General features: G+C 51.1%; 11 protein-coding genes, 1 pseudogene and 1 riboswitch. Of the genes and pseudogenes, 8 read left to right on the plus strand and 4 right to left on the minus strand.

All coding sequences use genetic code 11. The features are described from left to right. Positions 1-45 precede the first annotated feature (45 nt). Genes HU824_RS05125 through HU824_RS05135 form a run of 3 tightly spaced genes read right to left on the minus strand, consistent with a single transcriptional unit; the run spans position 46 to position 4,354 of the window. Positions 46-1,179: an ABC transporter substrate-binding protein gene (locus HU824_RS05125; protein WP_176468273.1), complete on the minus strand. Its 1,134-nt coding sequence runs from the start codon at positions 1,177-1,179 to the stop codon at positions 46-48. A gap of 5 nt (positions 1,180-1,184) precedes the next feature. Then, the gene (locus HU824_RS05130; RefSeq protein WP_136009375.1) at positions 1,185-2,285 is read right to left on the minus strand and encodes a YncE family protein; all 1,101 of its coding nucleotides are present in this window, start codon (positions 2,283-2,285) and stop codon (positions 1,185-1,187) included. 53 nt (positions 2,286-2,338) lie between these two features. Next, positions 2,339-4,354: a TonB-dependent siderophore receptor gene (locus tag HU824_RS05135; RefSeq protein WP_176468274.1), complete on the minus strand. Its 2,016-nt coding sequence runs from the start codon at positions 4,352-4,354 to the stop codon at positions 2,339-2,341. A gap of 58 nt (positions 4,355-4,412) precedes the next feature. Further along, positions 4,413-4,612: riboswitch (cobalamin riboswitch) on the minus strand. A 100-nt stretch (positions 4,613-4,712) separates the two neighbouring features. On the opposite strand from HU824_RS05135, the gene HU824_RS20005 reads away from it, so the two are divergent. Together HU824_RS20005 and HU824_RS05145 are read left to right on the plus strand one after the other, a co-directional pair. Continuing rightward, positions 4,713-4,814, plus strand: coding sequence for an HAD hydrolase family protein (locus HU824_RS20005; protein WP_176468275.1), 102 nt, complete (start codon positions 4,713-4,715; stop codon positions 4,812-4,814). A gap of 57 nt (positions 4,815-4,871) precedes the next feature. Next, positions 4,872-5,147: pseudogene (locus HU824_RS05145) on the plus strand (PaaI family thioesterase); the annotation flags it as partial. Between the two features lie 359 nt (positions 5,148-5,506). On the opposite strand, the gene HU824_RS05150 reads toward HU824_RS05145, so the two are convergent. Next, positions 5,507-7,711, minus strand: a complete 2,205-nt coding sequence (locus HU824_RS05150; RefSeq protein WP_176468276.1) for an alpha-galactosidase — start codon at positions 7,709-7,711, stop codon at positions 5,507-5,509. Between the two features lie 326 nt (positions 7,712-8,037). Between HU824_RS05150 and HU824_RS05155 the strand changes: the two genes are divergently transcribed. From HU824_RS05155 to HU824_RS05180, 6 genes are all read left to right on the plus strand, one after another. Next, entirely contained in the window at positions 8,038-9,444 is a 1,407-nt protein-coding gene (locus HU824_RS05155; protein WP_176468277.1) for an ABC transporter ATP-binding protein, read from the plus strand. Between the two features lie 16 nt (positions 9,445-9,460). Next, complete coding sequence (locus HU824_RS05160) at positions 9,461-10,234, plus strand: ABC transporter permease (protein WP_136009410.1); 774 nt, start codon at positions 9,461-9,463, stop codon at positions 10,232-10,234. Next, entirely contained in the window at positions 10,231-11,022 is a 792-nt protein-coding gene (locus tag HU824_RS05165; RefSeq protein ID WP_136009370.1) for an ABC transporter permease, read from the plus strand. Before HU824_RS05160 ends, HU824_RS05165 begins: the two co-directional genes overlap by 4 nt. A gap of 41 nt (positions 11,023-11,063) precedes the next feature. Further along, positions 11,064-12,395: an ABC transporter substrate-binding protein gene (locus tag HU824_RS05170; protein ID WP_176468278.1), complete on the plus strand. Its 1,332-nt coding sequence runs from the start codon at positions 11,064-11,066 to the stop codon at positions 12,393-12,395. A 56-nt stretch (positions 12,396-12,451) separates the two neighbouring features. Beyond that, complete coding sequence (nagA, locus tag HU824_RS05175; protein ID WP_176468279.1) at positions 12,452-13,618, plus strand: N-acetylglucosamine-6-phosphate deacetylase; 1,167 nt, start codon at positions 12,452-12,454, stop codon at positions 13,616-13,618. Between the two features lie 11 nt (positions 13,619-13,629). Further along, positions 13,630-14,414, plus strand: a 785-nt coding sequence (locus HU824_RS05180; RefSeq protein WP_369692692.1) for an MATE family efflux transporter, incomplete at its 3' end; no start/stop codon positions are given.

Here is a 14,414-nt window from a genome sequence, read left to right on the forward strand (position 1 = left end):
AGAGTTTTCCATTACTTTCACAAAAGTTCCGTATCTCTGTGTTCATCACTCCTTCAGTCTGCAAAAATAGCGCAAACCTCCCAAATCTCCTATTTCGGGATGCAGAATCTGTATCAGGTCGGATAACAAATAATCGGGACGGAACGGAGTCTCCTCGTAGAAAGGAACTTTCAACGTATTACAACCATAGACATTCCGGGTCTTGAAAGCCTTAAAACCGGTGTAGCCGATATAATCCGCCTCCAAATCAGCATAGCTCATGTCGCGGTCGCGGTTGTACTTCACCAGCCAGACGTCGGCATCGCCCGCCTTGTCGAAAACGGTCTCGAAAGCCAAAGGAACGGAGCCGCTGTGGGTATCGTCGGCAAAGGCGTAACGCCCGCAAGCATCCTGAAAAAGCCTTCCTATGGTGCTACGCCCTCCCGGTACGTACCATGCCGAGCCACTTTTCAACTCACTGACAACGGAGAACGAGGTGGATGAAAGTTGCGCACGCATCTTGAGGCGTTGGTAACAACTGTCCACTTCAGCAAAAAGGCTGTCGGCTTGTGGCGCAACCCCGAAGAGCAGTCCGTAGAAACGCATCCACTCGGCACGTCCCAAAGCGGAGGTTTCCATGTAGTCGGCACATTCGATGATGGGAATATCCAGTTTCTCGATACGGCCATAACCGCCACTGTTCTCGAACGGAGACAGAAGGATGGCATCGGGATGCAGGTCGATGATACGCTCCATATCGGGATTCATACCGTCGCCACAATCGGCGATGGCACCTTGTCGGCAGGCTTCGTGCACGGCGGGTAGTTTGATGTACTTCAAGTCGCAGACACCGCCGATGCTACCAAACACACCCAGATTATCCATCAGTCCGCAGTGGACGGAAGAGTAGATGACTGATTTGGAGAGCGGGGTACGTACCACAGTACCTGCCGGAAGATGTGCCGGGAGTTCGCGGTCTTTCGGGACCAGTATATAGGTATGTAGCGTGTGCAACGTATCCCAAGGATTGCGCAAAGTGGCAAGGGTATAGCCGGGATAGGACACTAAAGTAAAATTCTCCGCATAACGTAAGGGAATGGTGTCACCGCTGGCCAAAGCAGAGGCAGTCTTGCTCCTTCCCCCGCAGGAGAAAAGAAGCAAGACTGCGAATATACTGATAAAAAAGCAGCCTCTTTTCATTGATATTAATTGAAGAAGATAGCGGAATTAGGATTCATACCTCCTGCATCGAACTGCTCTATAAAGGTACCGTCTTTCTTGAAACGATAAATGGTGCCGTTCGTGGTATATTCAGAAGTACCAATATAGAAATCACCGTTATTATCATTTACTTCCAACATATAAATCGTAGAAGTTTTCAACTTTTCCGGTATATCCTTCAAGAAAGAAGCTTCATCCATCTTTCCAGTCTTTATATTATAAGTAAAAAAAGAAGCGGTAGGATTGGTGTAATTTGAATAAGTCAAATAGAGAATATCATCAGTAGCACACATACGGGTGGCACTGCCTAATTCCGTCACCTTATTGTTGGCAGCAGGGTCTATCATCTGTAATGAATAGCCAATATCAACATAATTACCCCATGAAATCAAAAAAACCTTATCATCCTCTTCAACCAAAGCATTGGGGTTCAAACCTACCGTCAACGTCTCTTTCAACTTGAAAGTACGCAAATCTATCACCTTTACGTCATTGTGATAAGCGCTCCAATCAGCAGTACAGCTATTCGCCACATAAAGCATATCCTCGCAGATTGCCACACCTTCCAGATTGTCGCCAAGTCCGGTCAATTTATCCACTACCTCCAACGTTTTCGCATTGATTTTAGCAACAACTCCTCCGTAGAAGGAAGCATAGATATATCCATCTTCAGCATCGATATAACGAATACCAGCACTGAGGTCATTATCACCAACAAACGAAACACGTTTCAACTCCACACCTGCGGCATTCAGCTTAGTCAGATAATTAGAGCCATAAACGGCTATATATATTTCATCTTCATACTCAATCATACTCTGACCAAGGTCACCCAACTTGGCATTGTTTTGAATCTTGTAGATATCACTGATAAGATCCGCATCCTTATTGGGTGCATAAAAGGCAAGTCCTGCATTGTTCGCCCCTTGAGAGCCTTCGTTCAGAATATAGACACGCGTCTGCGGCAATGTCACCTTCGACCCGCCGTCATCCAGAGAATCGTCATCGTCGTCACTACAAGATGCCAAAGAGGCACCCAAAGCAAGCATGCAGAGCATACCGAATAATAAACTTCTTACTTTCATAATTACAGTTGTTATTGTTTATAATTAGTTTTTGTTGTTCATAAATAGATTATTCAAAACTTGAAAGTACCCGTCAACCGCCACGAACGGCCCGGCATAGGATAATATTTTATCACGTCATACTGTTCATCGGTCAGATTTATAATCTCGGCCTGCAACAGAAGCCGGCAACCGCCCAAAGCAAACTCATGAGAGAGGCTCATCGTATGTTCCAGATAGTCCTCAATCTCATTCTCCGGAATGTTCTGCGACAAATAGTAACGCTTTCCCACTCCTACCGCCGAGTAGCCCAGATTCACCCACGGCGTTTCTACAATGGCGGACGCGTTTCCGCTATGAAGAGGAGTATAAGGCAATTGGTCCTTATAGTTCTTCGCGTCGGAATCGGTCAGGTCAATGGCCTTTTGCCATGTATATCCGCCCGACATAATCAGCCTTATTTTCTCCGTCAATGGAACGGTTGCCGCCAAAGTGGCATCCACACCTGCGGCATGCACCTTGCCGTAGTTCGCCATCTTCCACGCATAGGTGGTGGGAAAAGCCACAATCTTATCCGTCACATCATTATAGTAACCGTCGAGCGTAACGGAGATATAGTCGAACACAGACAATCCGGATTTGCTCCATGTGATGCCGACATTATATTCGTCTGCCTTCTCGGGCCGCAGATTACGGTTGCCCAGCCGGTAGTAATAGAGGTCGTTGAAAGTGGGCAGACGGAACGTACTCTTATACATCAGCCGGAGATACAGCGACTCGTCCTGCCAAGGCTGCATGCTGACCGACAGAGAAGGGGCAAAACGATGGAAGTCATCGGGGACCGTACCTTTCTCGGCATGCTCCGAAGTGGCAGTATGCACCAGCGAGGCCGTGGCCGTGAGCCATCCTTGCCGGTAGCGTGCATTGAAGGCACTGATGGAAGTATATCTTGTGGGGAAAGGACATTCCGGCAAACTGTTGCGCAACTTGTTTATCACCCCGTCCTGCGCCAACGAAAGGGTCAAAGCTTCCAAAGGACGGTAGAGAACGGTTGCGGAAATATAATATTCGTCTTGCCGGTGATTTTCCCGATAATGTCCGTCGGTATATTCCTTGCCCTCATCCTTATATTTGTTCCAGCCATGATTATACTTTGCCTGTGCCTGCAGACTCCACCGGGGCGAAAAATGCTTCCTATAACGTGCCTGCACAAAAGTATTCTCATCCCAAAGCGTTTCATCGGAAAGGGGATTATAGAGTGTAACCGCCCCCGGAAGTCCCCGGCGGGAATAGAAGTAGTACCCCTTCACATCCAGTTCGCTGTCATCCTTGAAAGTGTGATAAAGGGTGGCTTCACCCTGCCAGGAATAGATGCCGGAGTTGTTACGTTTCTCTTCCGTCACGTATTTCCCATTGACCAGCGTGAAAGGGTAATTACCGTCTGCCCTCATATAAGCGGCATCTACCGCCACGCGTGTACGGCTGCCCAGTTTCTGCCACCAGCGCAGCGAGGGGCTGACCATGCCGAACGACCCTCCGCGCACCCGTGCCTGAAAAGCGGCACTGCGCCCGTCATCAAAATGAGGCTTTTCCGTCTCTATGCCCAGCACACCGGCCGACGCATACAAGCGGGCGGACTGCAACAAATCCTCCGACTGCCCGATGGCGAGCGAAAGCATGGAAACATTGTCCAGCGAAAAACGCCCGATATCTATCTGCCCTGCCTGACAATTGCTCACCGCCACCCCGTCATAACTGACAGCTGTATGGGCGGCTCCCATATTGCGTATGGAAACCGTTTTCAGCCCTCCAATGCCTCCATAGTCCTTTACATTGGCTCCGGCAAAACGGCGCACAGCATCTGCCATACTCTGTATTCCCAGCTGGCTGATATCCTGACGTGACATCGTCTGTATAGGTACGGCAGAAGTCACTTTATTGGGCGACCTACGTGCTGTCACTGTCACTTTCTCTATCTGATGCACTTTCCCTGTAATCGTATCTCCCCCCACTTCTTGGGCAGAGAGCCGGAATATGCCTGCGCTCAAGAAAACGGCACAAACCAGTCGTACCTTAGTCTTTCCTGACATAGAATAAATAAAGATTATCTTAAACCATTTGCACACTGCCCACTTTCCTCGAATGGACAATTTTTCGACTTTGTTTTGCAGGTCTTCTGACTCGTTCCCGGTACATCGCCTTCCCGTTCTTTCCGAAGAACAGTGGCACAAGTATGATATACCGCGCATAGAACTCACAGCAGCGGGACTGTTCGGGACTTTCACCCGATTCCCTTTTCATCCGTTTCTCCGGATAGAGAACGCGGAACAAAACGTGGGCAAAGATAGGATAAATAAAAGAAATTTCAGTAAACAATAATACAAATATTACCGTTTTAACAGTCATTTTTCTAACTTTGTAGCATAATAACCCCTAAATCGGGTTGCCATGAAATATAAGTTATTGGTTCTTGATGTAGATGGAACGCTACTCAATGATAAAAGAAAAATCAGTAAAAGAACATTAGCTGCTCTGCTAAAGGTTCAGTAGATGGGAGTGCGCATAATTTTTGCATCCGGTAGGCCGACTTATGGATTGATGGGAAACTTCGGCATTCTGCATGGCGGTGCTACCCTTGCCTTGGCAGAAACCGTTGCCGGAATCGGCTCCATGATTATCTGCGAGCCTGACGAGATTGTCGTGGGAATGCAAGTCAGCGGAAATCATATTTCTTCTGCACACGAAGGAGATTCCGTAAGAGCGGTAGGCACTATCCTGCACAAAGGACGCTCATCCCATATATGGAATGTGGATGTATTTACTTCTACCAACAAACTGGTTTCCTCTGTACGGGTGGTGAATAGTGTGATAAAGAAAAGATAAAACAACACCAGGAGTGGCTGGGTAATTGCAGATAATTGCTCAAGGTGTGGTTGTCGCTTACTTAAAGCCCACCGGCTCACTGTGATTTCCGTATGAAGACCTTCCGTGGCAATAGACCAATGTTCTACTAATTCAACTTTCAGTTTTAATATTGTTCACATTTTAAGCAGTGGTACAGTTGGTACAGTGGGTACAGCGTCTCTTCTGCTTCACACACATGCGCTCGCGTACATTACTTATATACATGCGTGTGTGAGATAGAAGAGACGCTGTACCCACTGTACCAACTGTACCTATAAACCTCACCTTTACGCCGCTCAAGTTCACCTCTGCACGGCCCAACCTCACCTTTGCTTATGTCACTTCACCTCTTCCAGATAAAGCACACGGCTCGAATAGCCGTTCTGCTTGTGATAGTCCACCTTATGGTTATAGGGAATCTCCAGCCCGTTTGCCATGAGGTAGGCACCACTGAAACTCTTTCCTTCGTAGTTCAAGGGAACATTATCTATACGGTTCAGCTCATGTACCCGGTATTGCTTGTCAGCACAGAGACCGGCCATCTTCACACGCGGCAGGTGCTGGTTACAGAAGTGTTCCGTCTTCCACCAGTAGAAGACTGCCTTGTCCTTCTCCGGAGCCACGTACATCAGAGAGGCCACACCTTGCTTGTCATAAGGAGAGAGCAGGCGGTAGATGTCTCCCAATTGCACCACAGGACGAATGGTCTTGTACTCGGCAATGGCATTTTTGCAAAGCGCCTTTTCCTCTTCCGTCATGTTCTTGGGCTGGATTTCCATACCCAGACGACCGCTCATGGCCACGTCGATGCGGTATTTCAGAGGGATGGTGCGGAATGTCTGATGGTTGGGGGCGGCACTGATGTGCGATGCCATGGCGATGGCAGGGAAGAAATAGGAAGTTCCCCACTGCATATAAACACGCTGGAGGGCATCGGTATTGTCACTCACCCAGAACTCATCAAAGTAAGGCAGCACTCCGTAGTTGGCACGTCCACCACCACTGGCACACGCCTGGATGGTAAGATCGGGATATTTGGCACGGATACGCTGGCACACCTTCTCAAAGCCGCGATGATACTCTATATACATGTGGCTCTGATTGTCTTTGGCCAGATATTGGGAGCCGTGGTTCATGACAGCCATATTGGCATCCCATTTGATATAGTCTATATCAGGATAAGAAGTCATCAGATTGTCAACCACACCGAATACGAAGTCCTGCACGGCAGGATTGGCGAGATCTAGCACCACCTGCGTACCGCCACGTCCCAACACGAGGTCACGCTCAGAGGCCTTGAGCACCCAGTCGGGATGCTGTTCGTAAAGTTCGCTGGTGGTATTCGCCATTTCCGGCTCAATCCAGATACCGAACTTTATGCCATGCTTCTTGGCATCACTTAGCAGACCTTCGACGCCGTTCGGAAGCTTGCTCCGGTCTACCACCCAGTCACCAAGCGACGAACTGTCGTTCTTACGGGGATACTTATCGCCAAACCAGCCGTCATCCATCACGAACAACTCGCCGCCCATAGAGGAGATGTCTGCCATCATCTGGTCCATACCTTGCTGGTTGATGTCGAAATACACGCCTTCCCAACTGTTCAAGAGAATCTTGCGGGGAGTGGTACCATGCGCCAACTTGTGCAGGCGTGCCCAGCGGTGGAAGTTACGGCTGCTGCCGCTCAGTCCCTCATTGCTATAGGTCAAGGCAAGTTCGGGAGTACGAAAAAGCTCGTCCTTCTTCAAGGAATAAGCAGAGTTCTCTTCGTTGATTCCGGCAAAAAAATGGTGGTATTCATCATCATGCGTCTCAATGCGGAGCTTGTAGTTGCCGCTGTAACAAAGAGCTGCGCCAATCACGTTGCCCGTATTCTCCTGCGGACGACCGTCGAGGGAGAACATCACTTCAGCATGGTCGGTATGAGAATTGCGCACACCATCCTTGTTCTTGACAACCTTCATGCCCGGAGTAAGAGGTTCCTGTGTCAAAAAGCCCTCATTGGCCCAGGAGCCGGAAAGATGGGACAGCCACACATCACCGCGACGGATGGGCAAATAACCGGAGGCAAACTGATTGAGCACTACCGGCTTCTTCTCCTGATGGGAGATTTCAGTCCAGGATTCTATCACATCGGCATCCTGCCAGGCACGGTAGCAGACGTTGACGAAGAAAGGATACACCTTGTCCTTCAGCGCCACGACGGTCGTCACGGCATCCCCTTCCTTCTCGGTAGTCACGTTCAGCACTTCAAGCTGGAGGGTCATGTTGCCGTCGGCGTGCTTCACGGCGAGGGCAGTCTCTACAGGAGCATTCAATCCATATTCGGGATAGGCCGTGTGACCCGCTTCTGTCGTGGCAATATTCTGCAAGTCGGCTTCAGAAAGCCTGTTACCATAATACAAGTGTCTCAATGTCCCCCCTTCAGGAGCCGAAAGCACCAAAGAGGTTTTTGGAGTAGACACACACACGTTTTGAGCCCACAAACTGCACACCAGCAGTAACGCTCCCAAAAGAGAATTTGTTCGTTTCTTGAAATTCATGCTTTTCTTGTTTAGATTCTATAATCATTTAATTGTGGGCAAATATAGGCATTTTTTTGTAGATGAGATAGTATCATTTTATCATATCCTTATACCTTTCATAACCCGTTGGCGGAATCAGCCTCTTTCTTCTTGTGCCGGAGAGGAACTGAAACATACCACTTCGGCCATATCAATGCTGCCAGTAAAAATACCACTTATTATTTTAACTTCAAATGAATTTTAGAGTAAAGCAAAAATTCCCAATAAATTATGTAACTTTGCATCCGCTTTTTTTTGAAAGCCTGAGATTTGTTTAATTCGTTTGGATAAAGTAAAAGACGCTTATGCAAAAGTCCGATTGCATCATCGGTGTGGAGCACGTATCGAAATTCTTCGGAGACAAGGCCGTGCTGAATGATGTGAATTTGTCTGTCCGTAAGGGCGAGTTTGTAACAATACTGGGACCGTCCGGCTGCGGAAAAACAACACTGTTGCGCCTCATTGCAGGCTTTCAGACAGCCTCGGAAGGAGTAATAACCATTGCCGGAAAGGACATCACACAGACACCGCCGCATAAGCGTCCGGTGAACACCGTGTTCCAGAAGTACGCCCTCTTCCCCCACCTCAACGTATTCAATAACATTGCCTTCGGGCTGAAGCTGAAGAAGCTGTCCGGTGCCACCATCGAGAAGAAGGTGAAGCAAGCCCTGCGCATGGTAGGCATGACGGACTATGAAGACCGCGACGTGGATTCCCTCTCCGGTGGGCAGCAACAGCGTGTAGCCATCGCCCGCGCCATTGTCAACGAACCTGAAGTGTTGCTGCTGGACGAACCACTTGCCGCCCTAGACCTCAAGATGCGCAAAGACATGCAGATGGAGCTGAAGGAAATGCACCAGAAACTGGGCATCACCTTCGTGTACGTGACCCACGACCAAGAAGAAGCACTGACCCTGAGCGACACTATCGTCGTGATGAGCGAAGGTCGCATCCAGCAGATAGGTGTGCCGACGGACATCTACAACGAGCCCATCAATTCCTTTGTAGCCGACTTCATCGGCGAGAGCAACATCTTGAATGGAGTAATGATAAAAGATAAAGCCGTCACCTTCTGCGGACACGAGTTCGAGTGCGTGGACGAAGGTTTCGGCTGCCAGACGCAAGTGGACGTGGTGATCCGCCCCGAAGACATATACATCTTCGACGTGTCTGATGCCGCACAATTGACGGGCACCGTGACAAGCTGCATCTTCAAAGGCGTACACTACGAGATGCTGGTGCAGACGCGCGAGGGCTACGAACTGATGGTACAGGACTACCACGCCTTTGAGGCAGGACGCGAAGTGGGTCTACTGGTAAAGCCCTTCGACATCCACGTGATGAAGAAGGAACGCACCTGCAACACTTTCGAGGGAAAGCTGGTGGACGAAACGCACGTAGAGTTCCTAGGCTGCAACTTCGAGTGCCTTCCCGTGCAGGAAATCGAGCCGGGCAGCACCGTGCAGGTGGAAGTGGACTTCCGGCACGTCATCCTCGAAGACAACGAAGAGGACGGTCGGCTGACGGGTGAAGTGAAATTCATCCTCTACAAAGGGAACCATTACCACCTGACCGTGTTTACGGACTGGGACGAAGATATATTTGTTGATACCAATGACGTATGGGACGACAGTGACCGCGTGGGTATCACCATAGCGCCCGAAAATATACGGATTGTTCAATCTATTAATAAGGAAGGAAGTGCTCAATAAGTTATCCCATTTCTTCATGCGCCGGCGCAACTGGACGGTACCCTACGCGCTGTTTCTGCTTGTATTTGTCATAGTGCCGCTACTGCTCATCGTGCTCTACGCCTTTACGGACGAAGGGGGAGCGTTTACGCTTGCCAACTTCCGCAAGTTCATGATACATCCCGAGGCGATGAACACCTTTGTCTACTCCATCGGAATAGCCGTCATCACAACGCTGGTCTGCCTCGTGCTGGGCTATCCGGCAGCGTATATACTGAGCCAGAAGCAATTCAACACCTCGCGTACCATGGTGGTGCTGTTCATCCTACCCATGTGGGTGAATATCTTGATACGAACGCTCGCCACAGTAGCGTTGTTCGACTTCCTGAACCTACCGCTGGGCGAAGGAGCACTGGTGTTCGGCATGGTCTACAACTTCCTGCCATTCATGATATACCCCATTTACAACACACTTCAGAAGATGGACCACAACCTGATTGAGGCGGCGCAAGACCTGGGGGCTTCCCCCACGCGCGTATTCGGCAAGGTGATACTGCCCCTTTCCATGCCGGGCATCATGAGCGGCGTGGTGATGGTGTTCATGCCCACTGTCTCCACCTTCGCCATCGCCGAGCTGCTGACGATGAACAACATCAAGCTTTTCGGCACCACGGTACAAGAGAATATTTACAACGGAATGTGGAACTACGGTGCCGCCCTCTCGCTCATCATGCTACTGCTGATAGGCATCACCATCCTCTTCACCAACGAGGAAGACGGGGCATCGAATGAAAGCGGAGGTGTGATATGATGACACGAATTCTGACACGCGGTTATTTGTGGCTGCTGCTGGCGCTGCTCTACTCGCCTATCCTGATAATTATGGCATTCTCCTTCACCGAGGCCAAGGTGCTGGGCAACTGGACGGGGTTCTCCACCAAGCTGTACAGCTCACTGTTCATGGGTGGAATGCACCACTCGCTGATGAACGCCATCTGGAACACGTTCGCCATTGCGCTCCTAGCCGCCACCGCCAGCACGGCGCTGGGCAGTATTGCCGCCATCGGCATCTTCAACTTGCGCTCGCGCACACGGCAGGTGATGAACTTCGCCAATGCCATCCCAATGATGAATGCAGACATTATCACTGGTGTGTCACTGTTCCTGCTATTCGTCAGCTTCGGCATATCGCAGGGATTCACCACGGTGGTGCTGGCACACATCACCTTCTGCACGCCCTACGTGGTGCTCAGCGTGATGCCCCGGCTCAAGAAGATGAACCAGAATGTCTACGAAGCAGCACTCGACTTGGGCGCCACACCGTTCCAGGCATTGCGCAAAGTGATTCTTCCGGAGATATTTCCAGGCATGATAAGCGGCTTCATCCTCGCCTTCACGCTCTCCATCGATGACTTTGCCGTGACGATTTTCACCATCGGCAACCAAGGGTTGGAGACGCTCTCTACCTACATCTACGCCGATGCGCGCAAAGGCGGACTGACACCGGAGCTGCGCCCCTTATCCACCATCATCTTCGTGACAGTGCTGGTGCTGCTGATAGTAATCAACAAACGTGCTGAACGGACGAAGAACACTTGATGACATAACGAAAAAGACACCCGGAGTTTCAAAACAAGACAATGAAAAGGACAATAGACATACTGATTCTGCTGTGCAGCATAGCCTCCCTCGTCTCCTGCGGAAGTTCCACAGAAGAGCGCAACCGTGTACTGAAAATATACAACTGGGCCGACTACATTGACGAAGATGTCCTCGCCGAATTCCCCGAATGGTACAAGCAGCAGACGGGTGAAGAAATCCGCCTCATCTACCAAGTGTTCGACATCAACGAAATCATGCTCACCAAGATTGAACGCGGGCACGAAGATTTCGACGTTGTATGCCCCTCGGAGTATATCATCGAACGCATGCTGAAGAAAAACCTCCTGCTGCCCATCGACCGCAATTTCGGCAGCACGCCAGACTACATCCCCAATGTGTCACCCTACATACGGCAAGAGCTGAACAAGACCTCGCAGCCGGAACGCCGGACTCAGGACTATGCCGTTCCCTACATGTGGGGCACGGCCGGAATCCTCTTCAACAAGAAGTTCGTCACGGCCGAAGAGGCAAGTACGTGGGCCATCCTCTGGAACCCCAAAAACCGCAGCAAGATACTGATGAAGGACAGCTACCGCGATGCTTATGGCACCGCCATCATCTACGCCCACACCGGAGAACTTGCCGACAGCACCGTCACCATAGAGCAACTGATGAACGACAATTCTCCACAGACCATCGCCCTCGCCGAGGAATACCTCAAGGAGATGAAGCCCAACATTGCCGGTTGGGAAGCCGACTTCGGCAAGGAAATGATGACCAAGAACAAGGCGTGGCTTAACTTCACCTGGAGCGGTGATGCCGTCTGGGCCATCGAGGAAGCCGATGCCGTAGGCGTGGAACTGGACTATACCGTTCCCCGCGAAGGTAGCAACATCTGGTACGACGGCTGGGTAATCCCCCGCTACGCCCGCAACGTGAAGGCGGCAAGCTATTTCATCAACTACCTCTGCCAGCCTTCCGTGGCACTGCGCAACATGGATGCCATCGGTTACGTCAGTGCCGTCGCCACACCGGAAATCATGGAGGCTAAAACCGACACCACGCTTAACGTGCATTCCGACCTGAGCTATTTCTTTGGTTCCCTGCCCGGAGCCAACAACTTGCAGATAGACCCGGTGCAATATCCCGACCGCCGCGTCGTGGAGCGCTGTGCCATGATACGCGACTTCGGCGACCGCACGGAACTGGTACTCGAAATGTGGAGCCGTGTGAAAGGCGACAACCTCAATACGGGCATCGTACTGCTCATCTTCGCCGTCTTCGGCATGCTCTTCATCTGGCTGGTATATACCAAGATACGCAAGTACAAGCAGAAACGTCGCCACCACCGAAGACGGAGAAGGCGATGATTAAAAAATAGACTAATATCAAAATTATATTCATAACTCATAATCAAATAAATGCAATGCTGACCCAAATAATAAACGGACGTATATTCACCCCGCAAGGCTGGCTGAACGAAGGTTCTGTCCTAATACGCGATGGAAAGATTCTCGAAGTGACCAACTGTGACCTCGCACTCATCGGTGCCCGGATGATAGATGCCAAAGGCATGTACATTGTCCCCGGCTTCGTCTGTATGCACGCTCACGGAGGTGGCGGATACGACTTTACGGAATGTACCCCGGAAGCCTTCCGCACCGCTGTCCACACCCATCTGAGGTATGGAGCCACGAGTATCTTCCCCACCCTTTCCTCTTCCCCCTTCGACAAGCTGCACCAGGCAGCCGCCCTTTGCGAGCAACTGATGCAGGAACCCGGCAGCCCCATACTCGGCCTGCACATCGAAGGGCCCTACCTTAACCCGAAGATGGCAGGCAGCCAGTTCTCCGGACTGGTGAAGGAAATTGAAGAAAAGGAATATCGCGAACTCATCGAAAGCACCCGTTGCATCCGCCGTTGGGACGCATCCCCCGAACTGCCCGGAGCACTGGAGATGGCACGCTACCTCCACGACCACGGCATACTGGTAGCCGCCTCGCACACCGAGGCCGAGTACGACGGTATCAAAAAAGCCTACGAAGCCGGATTCACCCATGCCGCACACTTTTACAATGCCATGCCGGGCTTCCATAAACGCCGTGAGTACAAGTACGAAGGCACCGTGGAAAGTGTCTATCTGACGGACGGCATGACCATCGAACTGATTGCCGATGGCATCCATCTGCCCTCCACCATCCTGCGCCTGGCATACAAGCTGAAAGGTGTGGAGCATACCTGCCTCGTCACCGACGCGCTCTCCTGCGCAGCCACCGGCAGCAAGGAGTCCGGCGACCCGCACTACATCATCGACAACGGTGTCTGCAAGCTTGCCGACCGTTCCGCACTGGCGGGCAGCATCGCCACCAGCGACGTACTTGTACGCACCATGGTGAAAGCAGGTATCCCCTTGGGCGATGCTCTGCGCATGTCCTCCGAAACTCCGGCACGCATCATGGGCGTATTCGACCGCAAAGGCTCGCTCCAGAAAGACAAGGATGCCGACATCCTCATTCTGGACAAGGAACTGAACATACGCGCTGTCTGGCAAGCAGGCAGACTGGTGGAAGAAGCCAATACATTGTTTACCTAACCCCCGTCAATGTGCAAGGAACAAAGAATCTGACACAAGGTCCCATCAACCGTCAGCTCTTCACGCTGGCAATGCCCATCATGGCCACCTCGTTCATCCAGATGGCCTACAGCCTGACGGACATGGCATGGGTAGGACGGTTGGGCAGCGAGTCTGTGGCAGCAGTAGGCGCGGTAGGCATACTGACGTGGATGTCCGGTTCCATCGCACTGCTGAACAAGGTGGGTGCCGAAGTCAGCGTAGACCAGTCCATCGGTGCACGCAACGAAGAGGATGCACGCAGTTTTGCTTCGCACAACATTACGATTGCCCTGCTCATCTCCGTCTGCTGGGGAGGCCTGCTCTTCTTTTTCGCCCGCCCCATCCTGAACATCTTCGAGCTGAAACAGCACATTACGGATGCCGCCGTAACTTATCTGCGCATCGTATCGACGGGACTGCCATTCATCTTTCTTTCTGCTGCCTTTACGGGAATCTACAACGCGGCGGGGCAAAGCAAGATTCCGTTCTACATCAGCGGAACGGGACTGATAATGAATATCCTCCTCGACCCTCTGTTCATCTTCGGCTTTGGCTGGGGAACAGTAGGGGCCGCACTTGCCACCTGGCTGTCCGAAGCCACGGTCTTCGGCATCTTCCTCTACAAGCTCCGGGGGAAAAGCGCCGTGTTCGGAGGGCTCTCCTTTATCGTTCCGCTGAAAAAGAAATATACCCGACGCATCTTCAAACTCGGCCTGCCCGTAGCTACACTGAACACGCTCTTTGCCTTCGTCAACATGTTCCTCTCGCGCACCGC

It is taken from the genome of Bacteroides sp. L10-4, assembly GCF_013373675.1.
Taxonomy (GTDB): Bacteria; Bacteroidota; Bacteroidia; order Bacteroidales; family Bacteroidaceae; genus Bacteroides; species Bacteroides muris.